This is a genomic window from Saccharothrix sp. NRRL B-16348 (genome assembly GCF_001280085.1).
Taxonomy (GTDB): Bacteria; Actinomycetota; Actinomycetes; order Mycobacteriales; family Pseudonocardiaceae; genus Actinosynnema.
The window spans coordinates 185,330-200,678 of record NZ_LGED01000200.1 but is presented as its reverse complement, the minus strand read 5'-3'; the positions used below and the strand labels follow the sequence as shown (position 1 = coordinate 200,678).

17 protein-coding genes and 1 pseudogene are annotated in these 15,349 nt (G+C 69.3%); 15 read left to right on the top strand and 3 right to left on the bottom strand.

The features are described 5' to 3' along the window. Nucleotides 1-420: 420 nt before the first annotated feature. From ADK67_RS21900 to ADK67_RS21855, 10 genes are all read left to right on the top strand, one after another. The gene (locus ADK67_RS21900) at nt 421-783 is read left to right on the top strand and encodes a BlaI/MecI/CopY family transcriptional regulator (protein ID WP_053718346.1); all 363 of its coding nucleotides are present in this window, start codon (nt 421-423) and stop codon (nt 781-783) included. Continuing rightward, complete coding sequence (locus ADK67_RS21895; RefSeq protein WP_053718322.1) at nt 780-1,718, top strand: M56 family metallopeptidase; 939 nt, start codon at nt 780-782, stop codon at nt 1,716-1,718. Before ADK67_RS21900 ends, ADK67_RS21895 begins: the two co-directional genes overlap by 4 nt. Before the next feature lie 72 nt (nt 1,719-1,790). Next, complete coding sequence (locus tag ADK67_RS21890) at nt 1,791-2,132, top strand: NADH-quinone oxidoreductase subunit A (RefSeq protein ID WP_053718321.1); 342 nt, start codon at nt 1,791-1,793, stop codon at nt 2,130-2,132. Beyond that, on the top strand, nt 2,123-3,238 hold the full coding sequence (locus tag ADK67_RS21885) for a hypothetical protein (RefSeq protein WP_053718320.1): 1,116 nt from the start codon (nt 2,123-2,125) through the stop codon (nt 3,236-3,238). Before ADK67_RS21890 ends, ADK67_RS21885 begins: the two co-directional genes overlap by 10 nt. Then, entirely contained in the window at nt 3,231-4,151 is a 921-nt protein-coding gene (locus ADK67_RS21880; protein WP_053718319.1) for an NADH-quinone oxidoreductase subunit H, read from the top strand. The genes ADK67_RS21885 and ADK67_RS21880 overlap by 8 nt, the downstream gene beginning before the upstream one ends. A gap of 6 nt (nt 4,152-4,157) precedes the next feature. Next, a complete protein-coding gene (locus tag ADK67_RS21875; RefSeq protein ID WP_053718318.1) occupies nt 4,158-4,721 on the top strand; it encodes an NADH-quinone oxidoreductase subunit J in 564 nt (187 codons plus the stop codon). Further along, entirely contained in the window at nt 4,718-5,023 is a 306-nt protein-coding gene (gene nuoK, locus ADK67_RS21870) for an NADH-quinone oxidoreductase subunit NuoK (RefSeq protein WP_053718317.1), read from the top strand. The genes ADK67_RS21875 and nuoK overlap by 4 nt, the downstream gene beginning before the upstream one ends. Nucleotides 5,024-5,027: 4 nt before the next feature. Continuing rightward, nucleotides 5,028-6,923, top strand: coding sequence for an NADH-quinone oxidoreductase subunit 5 family protein (locus tag ADK67_RS21865; RefSeq protein ID WP_231648306.1), 1,896 nt, complete (start codon nt 5,028-5,030; stop codon nt 6,921-6,923). 7 nt (nt 6,924-6,930) lie between these two features. Beyond that, nucleotides 6,931-8,421 carry a complex I subunit 4 family protein gene (locus ADK67_RS21860; protein ID WP_053718344.1) on the top strand — a complete coding sequence of 497 codons (1,491 nt, stop codon included), beginning with the start codon at nt 6,931-6,933 and terminating at the stop codon, nt 8,419-8,421. Nucleotides 8,422-8,434: 13 nt separating this feature from the next. Continuing rightward, complete coding sequence (locus ADK67_RS21855) at nt 8,435-9,832, top strand: NADH-quinone oxidoreductase subunit N (protein ID WP_331459334.1); 1,398 nt, start codon at nt 8,435-8,437, stop codon at nt 9,830-9,832. 48 nt (nt 9,833-9,880) lie between these two features. Here ADK67_RS21855 and ADK67_RS49205 read toward each other — a convergent pair. Continuing rightward, a pseudogene (locus ADK67_RS49205) lies at nt 9,881-10,326 on the bottom strand (HAD-IC family P-type ATPase); the annotation flags it as partial. Between the two features lie 156 nt (nt 10,327-10,482). Between ADK67_RS49205 and ADK67_RS21845 the strand changes: the two are divergent. Further along, on the top strand, nt 10,483-10,890 hold the full coding sequence (locus ADK67_RS21845) for a four-helix bundle copper-binding protein (RefSeq protein WP_053718314.1): 408 nt from the start codon (nt 10,483-10,485) through the stop codon (nt 10,888-10,890). A 115-nt stretch (nt 10,891-11,005) separates the two neighbouring features. On the opposite strand, the gene ADK67_RS21840 is transcribed toward ADK67_RS21845, so the two are convergent. Beyond that, nucleotides 11,006-11,818 (bottom strand): alpha/beta fold hydrolase, encoded by an 813-nt coding sequence (locus ADK67_RS21840; protein ID WP_063797675.1) that lies wholly within the window; start codon nt 11,816-11,818, stop codon nt 11,006-11,008. A gap of 108 nt (nt 11,819-11,926) precedes the next feature. Between ADK67_RS21840 and ADK67_RS21835 the strand changes: the two genes are divergently transcribed. The 3 genes from ADK67_RS21835 (at nt 11,927) to ADK67_RS21825 (ending at nt 13,916) form a co-directional block, all read left to right on the top strand. Then, nucleotides 11,927-12,961, top strand: a complete 1,035-nt coding sequence (locus ADK67_RS21835) for a C40 family peptidase (RefSeq protein WP_231648305.1) — start codon at nt 11,927-11,929, stop codon at nt 12,959-12,961. A 441-nt stretch (nt 12,962-13,402) separates the two neighbouring features. Further along, nucleotides 13,403-13,606 carry a heavy-metal-associated domain-containing protein gene (locus ADK67_RS21830; RefSeq protein WP_053718311.1) on the top strand — a complete coding sequence of 68 codons (204 nt, stop codon included), beginning with the start codon at nt 13,403-13,405 and terminating at the stop codon, nt 13,604-13,606. A gap of 67 nt (nt 13,607-13,673) precedes the next feature. After that, nucleotides 13,674-13,916 (top strand): CDGSH iron-sulfur domain-containing protein, encoded by a 243-nt coding sequence (locus ADK67_RS21825; protein ID WP_231648304.1) that lies wholly within the window; start codon nt 13,674-13,676, stop codon nt 13,914-13,916. A gap of 42 nt (nt 13,917-13,958) precedes the next feature. Here ADK67_RS21825 and ADK67_RS21820 read toward each other — a convergent pair whose 3' ends face one another. Then, nucleotides 13,959-14,561, bottom strand: coding sequence for a TetR/AcrR family transcriptional regulator (locus ADK67_RS21820; RefSeq protein WP_053718309.1), 603 nt, complete (start codon nt 14,559-14,561; stop codon nt 13,959-13,961). A 145-nt stretch (nt 14,562-14,706) separates the two neighbouring features. Here ADK67_RS21820 and ADK67_RS21815 point away from each other — a divergent pair, with 145 nt between their 5' ends. Then, nucleotides 14,707-15,342: a TetR/AcrR family transcriptional regulator gene (locus tag ADK67_RS21815; protein ID WP_053718308.1), complete on the top strand. Its 636-nt coding sequence runs from the start codon at nt 14,707-14,709 to the stop codon at nt 15,340-15,342. Nucleotides 15,343-15,349: the final 7 nt, after the last annotated feature.

Genomic DNA, 15,349 nt, shown 5'->3' with positions numbered 1-15,349 from the left:
CAGCGCCACAGCGATGATCGAGGTGTCCATGATGACCATGAACTGCGCCGCCGCGAGCACGACGAGTGCCCACCAGCGCCGGGGATCGGGGTTCATGACAAGTCCTTCCAGTCCTTCGTTCCTATACCCCGAGGGGGTACCCCGTAGGGCGGCCGAAACATACCCCCTGGGGGTACGCGGATGTCAAGTCGGAGTTTCCCGAAGGCCCGGAGCCGGCAGGACGAGGAAGACATCGGGTGAGCCGGACGGGAGACACACGCCCGGCTCACCCGACGCAGCCGCCGAGGAGGGGGGAGGATCTCGACGGACACGGGCCGCGCGCGGGCAGCGCCAGCCCACTCCTACTATATCGCTTAGTAGAGGTCGTGTCTTCTGAGGTCTCCTTCGACCACGTAACATGTCGTGGTCGAAGGGGGCGTGATGCACGGGCTGGGCGAGTTGGAGGCAGCGGTGATGGACGTGCTGTGGCGCGCGTCCGAGCCGATGAAGGTCCGTGACGTCCTCAGCGACCTCGACACCGGCAAGCAGCTCGCCTACACCACGGTGCTCACCGTGCTGGACAACCTGCACCGCAAGGGCTGGGTCCAGCGCGAACTCGTCGGCAAGGCCTACCACTACGAGCCGACGACGAGCCGTGCCGAAGCCGCGGCGAACGCCGTGCGCGAGCTGGTCAACGCTTCCGGCGACCCGGATGGTGTGCTGCTGCACTTCGCGCGCTCCGCGTCCGAGCACGAGACCGAACTGCTGCGCAAGGCACTGCCCAGGAGGTCGCGCAAGAGATGACCGTGGCCGCCGCGTTGCTGGTCACGGCGGGGCTCATGGGCGTGCTCGCACCCCGTCAGCTGCTGCGCCTGGTCGCACGCGGCACCGACCCACTGGTCCTGCTGCTGACCTGGCTGGCGTCTGCCGTGAGCGTCGTGACCACCGCCGCCCTGGCCGTGACACTGCTCCTCCTGCCCGACCATGGTTCCCACGCGCTGGCCTTGGCGCACGAGTGCTGGTCGTCGCTGACCCACGGCATGACGCCGCGCGTCGAGGCCACCGGCGGCGTCGTCGGCCTGGTGCTGCTGGTCGGGCTCCTGAGCCGGCTGGTGGTCGTGAGCGTGAGAGGCGCACGCCGGCGGGCGGGCAGGCGCCGGGACCACCTGGCGATGCTCCGGGTCGCCGCCCATCGCGAACCCGGCTCGCCGGCGACGCTCTGGCTCGACCACGACGAGCCGCTGGCCTTCAGCCTGGCGGGCACGCCGGGCGTCGTCGTCGCCACCGAAGGACTTCACCGCCGGCTCACCCGTGAACAGGTCGACGCCGTGCTCGCCCACGAGCGCGCCCACCTGCGCGGCAGGCACCACCTCCTTGTCGCCGCCGGTGACGCGGTGGCGACCGCGCTGCCGTTCCTCCCCTTGTTCCGCCGCGCGCCCGCCGTCGTGCGGGAACTGGTCGAGCTCGCCGCCGACGCCGCCGCCGTCCGCGCCTGCGGGGTCGACGCCGTCCGGGCAGCGCTGCTGGGGGTGTCGGGCAACGGCACACCGGGCTCGGCGCTCGCGATGGGCCGGGACTCGGTCGAGGTGAGGCTCGAACTCCTGGCCACCCCGCGCCGCCGACCTGATTCGGCTCGTAGCCTGCTGGCCTACGGAGCGGCCTGTGTTGCGGCCATGGTGATCCCGGTGATCGCCGCGTTCACCGGACTGCTGGCCGTCATCCTGGTCGCCTGCCACTGACGTCGTCGATCGCATCGGTCGCGAGTCGATCGTCCGGCCCCTAAAATCTACGACCGTGGATAGTCGGGGAACATGACCGGCCTCGTGACACTGCCGGCGGTGACGATCGCCTCGGTGGCGGCGCTGTACGGCGCGGCCACGTTGTTCCGCCTGAGCGCGGCGATGACCGACGCGTCGCCGTTCCTCTCCGGGCACCTGCCGAGCGAGCACGCGGTCTCCCGCTATCACGTGCGTTGGTACACGATCACGATGGTGTTCCTCGCGTTCGACATGGAGATGGTCTTCATGTACCCGTGGACGCTCGTCGTGGCGGAGCTGGGCACGCCGGCGGTGGTCGAGATGTTCCTCTTCCTCTCGGTGTTGATGGCCGGGGTCTGGTACGCCTGGCGGGAAGGCGTGTTCCGATGGACCTGATCGAGTGGTTCCTCAAGCGCACTCCCCCGCGGCCCTTCGTCATCACCTCGCCCGGCGGCACCCTCGCTCGCTTCGCCGTGGAACGGGTCATCCGGGAACGGGGCTGGTCGACCGCGAGCAGTCCGGCCGAGGCGAACCTGCTCGTTGTCGCCGGCCGGCCCACATCCGGACTGGACACCTACATCGACCGCGTGTGGCACGCCATGCCTCTTCCACGGGCACGCACCCACGTCACCGCCGCGACGGAAGCGCCGACCGCACTGGACGCCGCAGTCGATCGACTGCACGACCGGGTGCGCCAACGCGACGAAGCCGCTCATCAACCGGCGGAGCTTCCTGGGGACGCACACGAGATGTCCTGCGGCTCAGGCATGTCCTGCGGGTCCGCCACACCGAACGCGGACCACGGTGGCCACCGGCACGAGGCGGTTCACCAACACGATCCCCAAGAACAGCACCGCGAGGAAGAACCTGACACCGATTCGACGCACGGCGGTCACCACGGGCACGACATGTCCGGCACGGAGATGCCCGGTGGGGTGCCGATGGCGGACCGCGCGGCCGACCGCGACGGTCTGATGCTCGATGTGCTGCACGTTCCGCTGGGCCCGGCCCTGCCGGACTGGCCGGAAGGTCTCATCGTTCACACGGTCCTGCAGGGAGACGTGGTCCAAGAGGCACAGGTGGAACTGCTCGACGGTGGGCATCACCCGTCATGGCACCAAGAGGTTGCCGACCCTGCGCTCGTCCACCGGCTCGACAGCGCGGCCAGGTTGCTGTCCGTCGCCGGCTGGCAGGACGCGGCCACCACTGCACGAGGCCTGCGAGACGACATCTTGGCCGGGTGGACACCCGAACCCCAACTGGACCGCTGGGCCAAGCGGGTGCGGCGTTCCCGGACGCTGCGGTGGTCGCTGGCAGGTATCGGCGAGCATGAGGGCGCCGATACCCTTGATCGCCTCTACCGCTGGATCGAGGGAGAAGACGAGACGCTCTCGTCGGACGTCCTCCCGCACCTGTTGGTCGGTACGGAGTTGTCCGCCGCGCGATTGATCGTGGCCGGCGTGGGCTTGGACCTCGGCCGGCGGGTGCACGCGCATGGTTGAGGAGACAGCGTGGTGGGGCGGCCTCCTGTTGCCGCTGGTCCTGGTCGCCTTCGCGCTGGCAGCCGCCTCGTTGGACTCCGTGCTGGCGTCGAAGGCCGCGGGCGCCCCGCTCGACTTCGCCCGACCACTCCGTGCCACAGCTGGGCTCTTGGTGCAGCAACGCCGCGGCACGCTCGCCGCCGACTTCACGCTGTGGCGAGCGGGCGGGGTTGTGCTGCTGGTTGCGGCGGTACTGGCGTCGGCCGCCACACCGTTGGGTGACTGGGTGGTCGGCGACCTGTCGGTTGGTGTCGTGTGGTTCAACGCGATGGAGGTCGTTGCCTGGGCGGCAGTGTGGTTGGTGGGCTGGGGCGCGAACTCGGCGTTCGGCCTGGTGGCCGGCTACCGGTTTGTTGCCCAGGGCCTGGCGTACGAGTTGCCGCACATGTTCGCGCTGATCACCGCGGCGCTCGGCGCGGGGTCGCTGCGGGTGGGCGACATCGTGGCGGCGCAGGACGAGGTGTGGTTCGTGGTCTGGATGCCGATCGCGTTCGTCGTCTACCTGGTGTCGGTGCCGGCCATGGCGTTCTCCCGGCCGTTCGACCAGGCCACCGGAGCCGACGCGGCGGGCGGCGTGCTGGCGGAGCTGTCGGGTGTGGACCGACTGGTGTTCGTCGCCGGGCGGTGGCTGCTGCTCACGTCTGGCGCGGCGATGGCGGTGCCGCTGTTCCTGGGCGGCGGTAACGGGCCGCTGCTGCCCGGTTGGCTGTGGTCGGTGATCAAGACCGCCGCCGTGCTGGCGCTGTTGGTGTGGGCCGGACGTCGGTTCCCGACCATCCGGGTGGACAGGTTCCAGGAGATCGCGTGGATGGTGCTGATCCCGACGATGTTGCTCCAGGCGTTGTTCGTGTCCGTCGTGGTCGTGTGGAGGTGATCTCCGGTGTGGCGTGACGTGCTGTTCTGGGTGTGCGCGGTGCTCGCCGTGGCGACCGGGGTCGCGGTGTTCCGAGTGGACTCGATGGCCCGCGCCACGTTCGCGTTGCTGGCGTCGTTCATCTTCGCGGCGGGCACCGTGCTGCTGCTGGACTTGCCCTACCTCGGCGTGCTGGTCATCCTCATGATGATCATGGAGATGGTCGTCATGGCGGTCTTCATGATCATGTACATGATGAACCCGGCGGGCCTGATGCCGATGACGATGGTGCACAACCAGAAAGGCTCGCTGGCCATCGCCGTCGGCACGTTCGTCCTGCTCGCGTCCGGTGTGCTGCTCACACCGTGGCCGACATCGTCCGCTCCGCGGCCGGAGGACCCGACGATGCAACTCGGCGAAGCCCTGATGGGGTCGAAGATGCTGGTCATGATCGTGCTCGGCCTGGCGTTGTTCGCGACCATGGTGTGCACGGTCGTCCTGGCCACGCACCGGGGCCGCTACGACCGCTACGGCGACCGGCTGGAGCGCGAACGCCCGCGTGACCCGATCCGGGGAGGCCTGGGCCGATGAGCCTCCCGGCTTTCCTGCTGCTCGCGTCCGCGCTGTTCAGCGTCGGGCTGTACGGCGCGTTGTCCCAGCAGTCCATCGTGATGATCATGATGGGGCTGGAGCTGATGGTGAACGCGGTCATCGTGGGCGCCGCCGCGTTCTGGTTCCACACCTCGCCCGACCGCGGCGACGGGCAGGTGATCGTGCTGCTTGCGGTGACCGCGATGGCCATCGAGATGGCGGTCGGTTTCGCCGTCACCACAGCGATCTTCCGCAGCCGGGACGTCGACATGACCGACATGGCCACGGATCTGAAGGGCTGACGGCGTGCTGCTGTGGTTGCTCGTAGCCGTGCCGGTCGTCATCGGTTCCGTGCTGGCCGTCGTCGGTCGGCGGGCCGATCGACTCGCCTCGGCAGCCGCCGTGGGCACCGGTGTCGTCGTGCTCGTGCTGGCGATGTGGGTCGCGGTCACGCGTCCGGCGGTGTCGGCGCCGCTGCTCGACGGTATTCCGGTCGGGCTGGCGGTGGACGGGCTGTCCGCCGTGATGGTGGTGACCGTGACCGCCGTGCTGCTGGCAGTGCTGGTGTTCTCGGCCGGTGAGATCAGCGACGCTCGGGCTCGGTTCTTCGGGCTGGTGCTGCTGTTCGCGGGCGCGATGCTGGTGACCGTCACCGCGACGACGATGACGGCGCTGCTGATGTCGTGGGAGGTGATGGGCGCGACCTCCTACGCGCTCATCGGCTTCTGGTGGCGTGACGAGAACCGGGTCGCGTCGGGCGGCGTCGCGTTCCTGACCACGCGGACCGGCGACCTCGGCCTCTACCTGGCCGCGGGGGCGATGCTGGCCGGTGGTTCCGGTGGACTCGCGCTGGCCGATCTGCCGGAGATCGAGCCGGGGTGGCGGGACGTGGCGGCGGCGGGTGTGGTCGTGGCGGCTCTCGGCAAGTCGGCGCAGTTGCCGTTCAGCTTCTGGTTGTCCCGCGCGATGGCCGGCCCAAGCCCGGTGTCCGCGCTGCTGCACTCGGCCACGATGGTCGCGGCGGGGGCGTACCTGCTGCTCCGGGTGCAGCCCCTGCTCGGTGCGACCGGGTGGGCGGCCGCGGTGGTCGCCTGGGTCGGCGCGCTGACGGCGTTGGTGCTCGGCGCGGTGGCAGTGGTGCAGCGGGACCTCAAGCAGTTGCTGGCCGCCTCGACGTGCTCCCAGGTCGGGTTCATGGTGCTCGCCGCAGGCGCCGGTGGCCTGGCGGCCGGTACCGGGCAGTTGGTCTCGCACGCGGCGACGAAGAGCTTGCTGTTCCTGTGCGCGGGCGCCTGGCTCACGGCTTTGGGTACCAAGGATCTGGATGCGTTGCGTGGCGTCGGGCGGCGTTATCCGGTGGTGGGGATCAGCTTCGGCGTCGGAGCGGTCGCGCTGGCCGGTGTGCCGCCGTTGTCGATCTGGTTCACCAAGGACGCCGTGCTGAGCTCGGCACTGCACTCTTCTTCCGCGCTGTACGTGGTGGGACTCGCCGCGGCGGTGGCGAGCGGCCTGTACGCGGGCCGGGCGTTGTTCCTGCTGTGGGGACCGCCGGCGGTGAGCCCCGAGTTCGACACCGAGGAACGTGGCACGAGGGTGGTGACACGACTTCAGCAGTGGCCGCTGCCCGTTTTGGCGGTCGGCGCGGCAGGACTGGGTGCGGTGTTCGGCTTGGGCGATTCCCGGTGGTGGGAGGCCGTGCTGTCCGCGGTGATCGCCTTGGTCGCGCTTGGGTCAGCGGCGGCGTCGACTCGTCGCGGTTCGGACGTTCTCGCGGGCCGGGTGCGGGCGCTGTCCGCATGGTTGCACTTGGACGCGCTGGTGAGCAGGGGCGTCGGCGGGCCGGTGGTCGGGCTCGCAGGGTTGCTGGCCCGCTTCGACGACCGGGTGCTGGACGCCGGGGTGCGCAGGGGCTTCGGCACGCCCGTGGTCGCGCTCGCCGGGTTGCTCGCCCGCTTCGACGACCGCTTCGTGGACGGTGGCGTGCGCGTGACGGCGGGTCTGGGCGGCGTGGTGGCGCGTGTCGCCGATGCGAAGGTCGACTGGTCGGTGGACCGGCTGGTGCGGTGGATCACGGGCGTCACGCGTGATCTCGGCCGTGTGGCCAGGCGGCCGCAGACCGGCCGGCTGCACCACTACTACGCCCAAGCCGTGGTCGCTCTCGCGGTGCTGGCGTTGCTGGTGATCGTCGTCGGACGAGGATGAGGTGAACGTGCTCAGCATCGTGGTCTTCCTACCGGTCGCCGTGGCGGTGGCGCTGCTCGCGCTGCCCCGGGTGAGCGACCGGGTCGTGCGGTCGATCTGGATCGCGGCGAGCGCGCTGGACCTGGTGCTCGTCGTCGCGTTGTGGATCGGCTACCGACCTGGGGAATCCGGGTTCGCCTACGAGGTCGACCGGCGCTGGATCCCGAGCGTGGACTCCGGCTACCACGTCGGCGTCGACGGGCTGAGCCTGCCGCTGGTGGCGCTCACGACGGTGCTGTTCCTGGCCTGCGCGATCTACTCCGCGCGGGAGACGCGACGGGTCCGGTCGTACGCGGCGCTGTTCCTGTTCCTGGAGACGGTGTGCCTCGGGTTGTTCGTCTCGCTCGACCTCATCCTGTTCTTCGTCTTCTTCGACCTGTCCATCGTGGGCATGTACTTCGTGATCGCCGGCTGGGGCCATCGGGACGCGGCCCGCGCCGCGCTGAAGTTCTTCCTCTACACGTTCCTCGGCTCGTTGGCACTGCTGCTCGGGTTCATCGGCCTGTACCTCGCAGCCGTACCGCACACCTTCGACATCGTGGAACTGATCCGCCAGGACCCGCTGGCGGGCAAGGGCACCATAGCGGCGTTGGTGCTGGCGGCACTGGCTCTGGGACTGGCGATCAAGACGCCGACCATCCCGTTCCACACCTGGCTACCGCCCGCGCACACCGAAGCACCGGCGGCCGGGTCGGCGATCCTCGCCGGCGTGCTGCTGAAGATGGGCACCTACGGTTTCGTGCGCATCGCCATGCCCGCGCTGCCGGACACCTGGCGGAGTTACGCGATGGTTTTCGTGGTCATCGGCGTGGTGAGCGTCGTGTACGGGGCGTTGGTGGCGTTGGCACAGCGCGACTTCAAGCGGATGATCGCCTACACGTCGGTCAACCACATGGGATACGTCATCCTCGCCGTCGGCGCGGCCGGGGTGATCTCGTCGTCCGACGCGCAGGCCCGTGCGCTCGCGGTGACCGGCGCGGTCACCCAGATGGTGAGCCACGGCCTGATCACCGGCGCGCTGTTCCTGCTTGCCGGTGTGCTCTACGAGCGCGGCGGCACCTACGAGATGGACCGCTACGGCGGGTTGGCGGCGCAGGCGCCGCGCTTCGCCGGGTTGACGGGTCTGGCCGCGTTCGCCTCGTTGGGGTTGCCGGGCTTCTCCGGGTTCATCGCCGAGTTCCAGATCTTCACCGGGTCGCTCGGCAGCGCACCGGTATCCACCGCCGTGGCCTTCCTGGGCATCCTGATCACGGCCGCGCTGTTCCTACGCGCCCTGCAGCAGTTGCTGATGGGCTCGTTCCGCTCGCCCAACGGCCCGTTCCGGGACCTCACCGCCCCGGAGGCGACCTCCATCGCGCCGCTCATCGTGCTGGCGATCGTCATCGGACTCTTCCCGCGCTTCCTGCTGGACCTCATCGAGCCCGCCTCGCGGGTGCTCACCTCGATCCTCGGCGGGTGACACCGTCGTGGAGATGATGGACGAGAACCCCCTCGCCCTGCTGCCCGAGATCCTTCTCGCCGGCGCCGCCGTGCTCGGCCTGCTCCTCGGCTCCTACTTGCCGAAACACCGGCAGTGGCTGGTGCGGCTGCTGGCCGCGCTCGCCTGCGGGGCCGGTCTGGTCGTGACGGCCTCCGCGTGGTCCGGCGAGCCGATGGCGGTGTTCGGTGAGACCTACGTGGTGGACGTCGCGACCAACGCCACGCGGGTCGCCGTGCTGCTGTCCGTGCTGCTGGTGCTGGGTCTGGCGGGTGATTCCATCCGCGGCGCGATGCGGGAGAGCGAGTTCGTCGTGCTGCTGTTGCTCGCCGGGTTGGGCAGCGTGCTCCTGGCCGGGTCGAGCGACCTCATGCTGCTGGCCGCCGGCTACCTGCTGGCCAGCATCCCCCTCTACGCGCTCGCGGGCTTCGCCAAGGACTCGCCCGGCACCGAGGCGGCGCTCAAGTTCTACCTGATGGGAGCCCTGCTCGGCGTCACGATGCTGGCCGGTCTCGTGGTGCTCTTCGGCGTGGGCGGTGGGACCGAGTACACCGCCTTGAGCAGCGGGCTCGCGGACGCACCCGTTGCGGGCTTGGCTGTGGGTGCGATCGCGGTCCTGGCCGGGTTGCTGTTCAAGGCCGGCGCGGTGCCGGCCCACTTCTGGGTGCCCGACGTGACCGAGGGGGCCAAGCCCGTGGTCGCGGCGTTCATCACGACGGTGCCCAAGATCGGCGCGGTGGTCGCGATCTACCGGTTCGTCGCCGTGCCGCTGGGGCAGACGCGGGTGGACTGGGCGCTTCTGGTCGCGATCATCGCTGCCGTGACGATGACGTTGGGCAACCTGGCAGCGTTCTTCCAGGACAACGTCCGCCGACTGCTGGCGTACTCCACGATCAGCCAGGTCGGCTACCTGCTCGTCGGCGTCGCCGCGGACGGCCGCAGTGAGCTCGCGCTGCCCAGCGTGTTGCTCTACCTCGGCGGATACGCCGTGACCAACCTGGGCGCGTTCGCCGTGGTGTGCGCACTCCCCCGCGCGACGGTCCTCGCCGACTACCGGGGCTTGATCCGCCGCCACCGATGGCTCACGCTCAGCCTCGTCGTGCTGCTGCTCGGCCTCGTCGGCACACCGCCGACCGTCGTGTTCGCGGGCAAGCTCACCGTGTTCACCGCCGCCTTCGACGCCGACCTCGTGTGGCTCGTCGTCGTGGCCGCCATCAACACGGTCATCAGTGTCTTCTACTACCTGCGGTGGATCGGCCCGGCGTTCCGAGGTGAGGAGTCGGCCGCACCTGAGATCAGCCGCTGGGCGATGCGCACCGCTTACGCGACGGCCGCCGTGTCCGTGCTGCTGGGGCTGCTGACCGGTCCTCTGCTCGCCGTTCTCGGCACATGACGCAAGGCGTCCGGAACGGCCGTGCAGACCGCTCCGGACGCCAGGTGGTCACACTGCTTCGGCCAGCTCGCGCTCTTCCGCCTTCGCCGGGACCGACGCTGTCCCGGTGTCCGTGGCCGTGCTGCGGAAGCCGCGCAGGCGCAGGCTGTTCGACACCACGAAGACCGACGAGAACGCCATCGCCGCGCCCGCGATCATCGGGTTGAGCAGCCCGGCCGCCGCCACCGCCGGGACAGCCGGATCGCGTCCGCCGCCGCACGCAGGTCGCCCCGCACGAGCGTCAGGTCGCCTGCCTCGATCGCCGCGTCGGTGCCGGTGCCCATGGCCAGGCCCAGGTCGGCCTTGGCGAGCGCGGCGGCGTCGTTCACGCCGTCACCCACCATCGCCACGACCTTGCCCTCGGACTGCAAGCGCGTGATCACGTCGACCTTGTCCTTCGGCAGCACCTCGGCGACGACCTCGGTGATCCCGACCTCGGCGCAAGTCGTCCTTGCCGCTCGTGTGCAAGTAGCCCGTACAGGGCGGGTGCCCTACCCACAAATCGAAAGGTACCCCCGGGGGTACCTCTGTCAAGCGACCCGCCGGCACGTTTACCCCCTCCCCGTACGGGTACGTACCAATACGCCTACTAGGACAAATAGGAGGTCGTCGTGACCACGACACAGGAGATGCTCCGCACCTACCCTGCCGACCTCGGCAAGGTGGACGGAGAGGCCGTCGTGAAGTGCATCCAGGCGTGTTTCGAATGCGCACAAGCGTGCACCGCCTGCGCGGACGCCTGCCTGAGCGAGGCCGGGGTCGCGGAGCTGGTCAAGTGCATCCGAACCAACCTGGACTGCGCGGACATCTGCGCCACCACCGGTCGGGTCCTGTCCCGGCACACCGGCTACGACGCCAACCTCACCCGGGCCGTGCTCGAAGCGTGCGCAGCGGCCTGCAAGTCGTGCGGCGACGAGTGCAACCAACACGCCGGCATGCACGAACACTGCCGGATCTGCGCCGAAGCCTGCCGACGCTGTGAACAGGCGTGCCGGGAGCTGCTGGACACCCTCGGCTGATCGAGAACTCGAACGCGGGGGCACGTACCACTGCCTGGACTCGGAGTGCGGTGGTGCGTGCCTCGAACCGCTGATCGAAGAGTTGCGGACCTGCGCTGCCCCACTCGGACAGCGGTCAGGGATCAACGGCGTCGGCGCACAGGAGCCGCAGAGCGTGGTTGCCGACGATCGATGCGGTGAGGTCCGGGTCGTCGTCCATGACCAGGTGGCCACTGCCCGGAACGAACGCGTGCAGAGCTCGGGGGAGCAGCCTGCGGGCCCTCACGGCGTCGGCGGGCGGTACGAGCCGATCCTTGGCCGCCCACGCGAACTGGACCGGACAAGGCACTTGACCCCGGAAGCGGTACCGCCTCGTGAACTTAGTCATCGTGACGATGTCACTCGACGCCAAGGCCGACGCCGCTGCCACTGCGACCTGGGGACGGATCAGCGAAGGCTTGGCCGAGAACGCAGCCAGTGCGAGCCTGCGCATCACGGGGTCGGCCAGCAGCCGTGATCGCGTCGCCGGACCGACGAACGCCGACAATCGCGCGGCGTTGCGCAACACCGCCGCTGTCGTCCACGCACGCGGACGGGTCCAGAACCCGATAGGACACAACGCGGTGACACCCGCGACGGGAGTGAGCCCGGCAAGTTCGAGAGCCACGGCACCACCCATGGAGTGCCCCACCACGTGCGGGTACACCAACCCCAGATCGAGCAGTCGATCGGCAACCCTCCTGGCGGTAGCCGTGATGACTCCCGCGTCGTAGTCGAACCCCGGCTCGCCGCCGTGCCCCGGCAAGTTCACAGCATGGACCCTCCACCGGCCGTCGAACCGTTCCAGAACCGGTGTCCAAGCACGCGCATCAGCCCCACCACCGTGCAGCAGCACCAACGGCGCAACGTCGGAATGGGCTTGACGACGGTGGAGATCGACGCGATCCACAGTTCCCCCTCTGCCCGCAACGCAGTCGATCTTACTATCCACGATAGTGGACGAACGCCACCTCCTTCCGTAGCCTGTCCGAGACCCGATCCAGGGTCACCCGTTCGGATGACTTACCGCACAAAGGAGGCTTGCGCGATCGTGGCGTCCCCACCCGCTCAGCGCACTGTCCGGGCCGCACTGGCGGCCACCGCCGCCGCGGTGCTCACAGCTGGTATCGCCGCACCACAAGCCGCAGCCGACCCAGCGGTGCCGGCCAACGCCTCCGAGGCGCTGAAGAAGTACACCGAGCTGGCAGGCCAGGCCGAGAAGCTCAACGAGGAGCACCTGCGAGCGCAGGACGACCTCAAGGCCAAGCAGGGTGAGCTGGACCAGGCCAACGGCGACCTCACCGGTGCGCGCCAAGCCGAAGAGCAGCTGCGCGGCCAGGTCGACCTGCTGACCGAAGCGTCGTTCGAAGGTGCCCGGTTCAACCAGCTCTCCGCACTGCTGGTCAGCGACTCACAGCAGGACTACCTGAACCGGATGTCCGCGCTCGGCGTCCTGGCGGACGGCAACGCGGAGGCGCTCGCCGGGCTGTCCAAGGCGGTCACCGACGCCGACGACGCCCAACGCCGGGCCACGGACGCCGCCAACGCGGCCACCGAGATCCTGGACGACATCGCCCAGCGCAAATCCGACCTGGACAAGCAGGTCGCCGACGCGCGTGCCCAGTACGACCGGCTGAGCTCGGCCGACAAGGCGACGCTCGCCAGTCCGGGCGACACCTCCCGCATCGCCGTCCCCGCCGGCACCGCCGGGAAGGCGCTGGAGTACGCGCTGGCCCAGCGCGGCGACGACTACGTCTTCGGCGCCAACGGCCCGGACCAGTGGGACTGCTCCAGCCTCATGCAGCAGTCCTACCGCCACGCCGGTGTCTCGATCCCGCGCACCACTTACGGCCAGGCGGGCATCGGACGTCGAGTCTCCCGAGGTGAGGTCAAGGCAGGCGACCTGATCATCTACTACGCCGACCAGCACCACGTCGCCATGGCCGTCGACGGTGTCCGTGCTGTGCACGCGTCCACAGAGGGCGTCCCGGTGAAGATCGCCGACATCGACTCGATCGGACCCATCAACACCATCCGACGCATCGAAGGCTGAGTAGTCCCCGCAGCAGTACGACATCGAACGACAGGTGACGCCCGGAGCGACGATGATCGCTCCGGGCACCCTGGAACGCCGACATCGCAATCGGCCACGCGCCTGCCCGCTTTCCGGCCACACCGGTCGGTGCACGGCGATCACGCCGCTCGGCGACCTCCTTCGCCACATCACGGCGAACCGCTCGCGGCTGTACCGAACGATCGCGCGGCCATTCGAAGGAGCGGCACCACCATCGACTGCGGGACGGCCGCACTGCGGTGGAAGTGGGGCACGGCCTCCAGCGCGGCACGTCGCCGGCGCCACTCCTCTTCACCTCGCGAGGTTGCCGTCCATTCAGCCATCAGTATACCGTACGGGGGTACCGCATACCGGCTGTCGCAGCTCAGCGGTTCTCGTTGCCCGGCAGCCGAAATCCAACCTTCCCATCATGGAGCACCGATGCAGAACAACTCGATCAACGTCAGCGGCATGACCTGCGACTCGTGCGTCGGCAAGGTGACCACCGCGGTCTCGTCGGTCCCCGGAGTCGACGACGTGGACATCGACATCGCCACCGGCGAGGTGACGGTCATCGGCGACCAGGTCGACCTGGCGAGCGTGAAGGCCGCGGTCGAAGAGGCCGGATACAAGATCGCTTCCTGATGCACCGGCCCGTGGCGCACCTCGGACCGGTGCGCCACGGGCCCATCAATCAACCCCGGAGACACACGTGGACCAAGAACAGCCCGCCGTGGTGATCAAAATGGTGAACAACGGCCCGTACCAGGTGAAGGGGCCGATGAGGCTGGTGGACCACACCGGCAACGCCTTCGACGTCCCGGAGCGCCGCAGCGTTCTGCTCTGCAGGTGCGGCCAGTCCGCGAACAAGCCGTTCTGCGACGGCGCCCACGCGAGGACCGGCTTCCAGTCGGAGGAGTCCGCCTCGCCGCACGCCGACGAGACCGTCAGTTGAGGCACGGACCTCCTCCACGCCACAGTTGGACGGTCGAAGAACCTAGGCTCGCAGGGCCGACAGGAGGGTGCGCTCGAGGATGCGGGCGATGTCACGTCGCTGAAGCCGTCCCGCGTTGACGTCCTCGCACGCCGCGTGCAGAAGGCTGTAGAAGGTTGTGACCAGCCACCCCCGCGGCAGGTCGGTCCGAAACGTCCCGTCGGACCGACCGCGGGCGATCAACGCCTCGACGCGCTTGAGCACGACGTCGTGGTGTGCCCTGAGCCTGTCCGGCTCGAGTTCGCGCGAAGCCAACGCGGACAGGACCCGATGGCGCTCCAGTACCGACCAGGACGACCTGATGAGCCGTCGCATCGCCTCGTCAGGGGGCGCGCCGGCGATCGTATCGCTGTCGATCGCCGCGAGCGCCTCGTCGATCGCCCGGTCGAGGACCGCTTCCAGCAGAGCCTGCCGGGATGGGAAGTGGGCGTAGACGGTCACCCGGCCGATGCCCGCAGCCTCGGCGATGGCGCCGACGCTGACCTGCGGATTGGCCGTGAAGCAGTCGAGGGCGGCGTCGAGGATGGTGGCGATGTTGCGCTCGGCGTCCGCGCGACGGCGCCGGGTCGCGTCCTGGGCCTTCTGCTGCCCATCGATCGACGTCATGCCTCCCAGCCTACGATCCGCCGAGCTTCGAACCGCCGCCGCTACGGCACAACCGGCCGTCACAGGATTCAAACAATCGCTTACTTCAAACAATCGTTTAGAATGAACGGCGCGACCGCATGGCGAGCGAATGGGGCTGGGCCGTATGGAGGACCAAAAGCAGGCGACCAAGGAGCGACTCCTCGATTCGGCCGAGGAGCTTTTCGCGGAACGGGGTTTCAGCGGCACCTCTCTGCGCGCGGTGACCGACGCCGCGGGAGCGAACATCGCCGCGGTCAACTACCACTTCGGTTCCAAGGAAGGTCTGCTGCGCGCGGTCGTGGGCCGGGCGATGTCCAAGGTGAACGAGCTGCGCGCACGGCTGTTGGACGATCTGGAAGCCTCGACACCGGTCCCGGACGTCGAGTCGGTGGTGAGCGCCTTCGTGTCGGCGGGCTTGGACCTGACCCGGAGCCACGGCCACCGCAGTGAGCGGATCGCGCGGTTCGTCGGGCGGGTGATCTTCGACCCGAGCCCTCAGATGCGGGAGCTGTTCGCGGAGGAGGTGGACGAGGTCGAGGACCGCTACCGCGTCGCGCTGATCCGGGCGCTGCCCGAACTGAGCGCCGACGAGGTGTCGTTCCGCTACCAGGCGATGGTCGGCCTGCTCGGTATGCGCCAGTCCGGCGCGCTCGCGGACCGGTACCCCGCCTCCGAGGTCGAACCCTGGTTGATCACCCTGCTGATCGCGGCTCTGCGCGCCCCGGCCACCCGCTCGTTGAGCGACCGCCCGACGCGCTGACGACGCG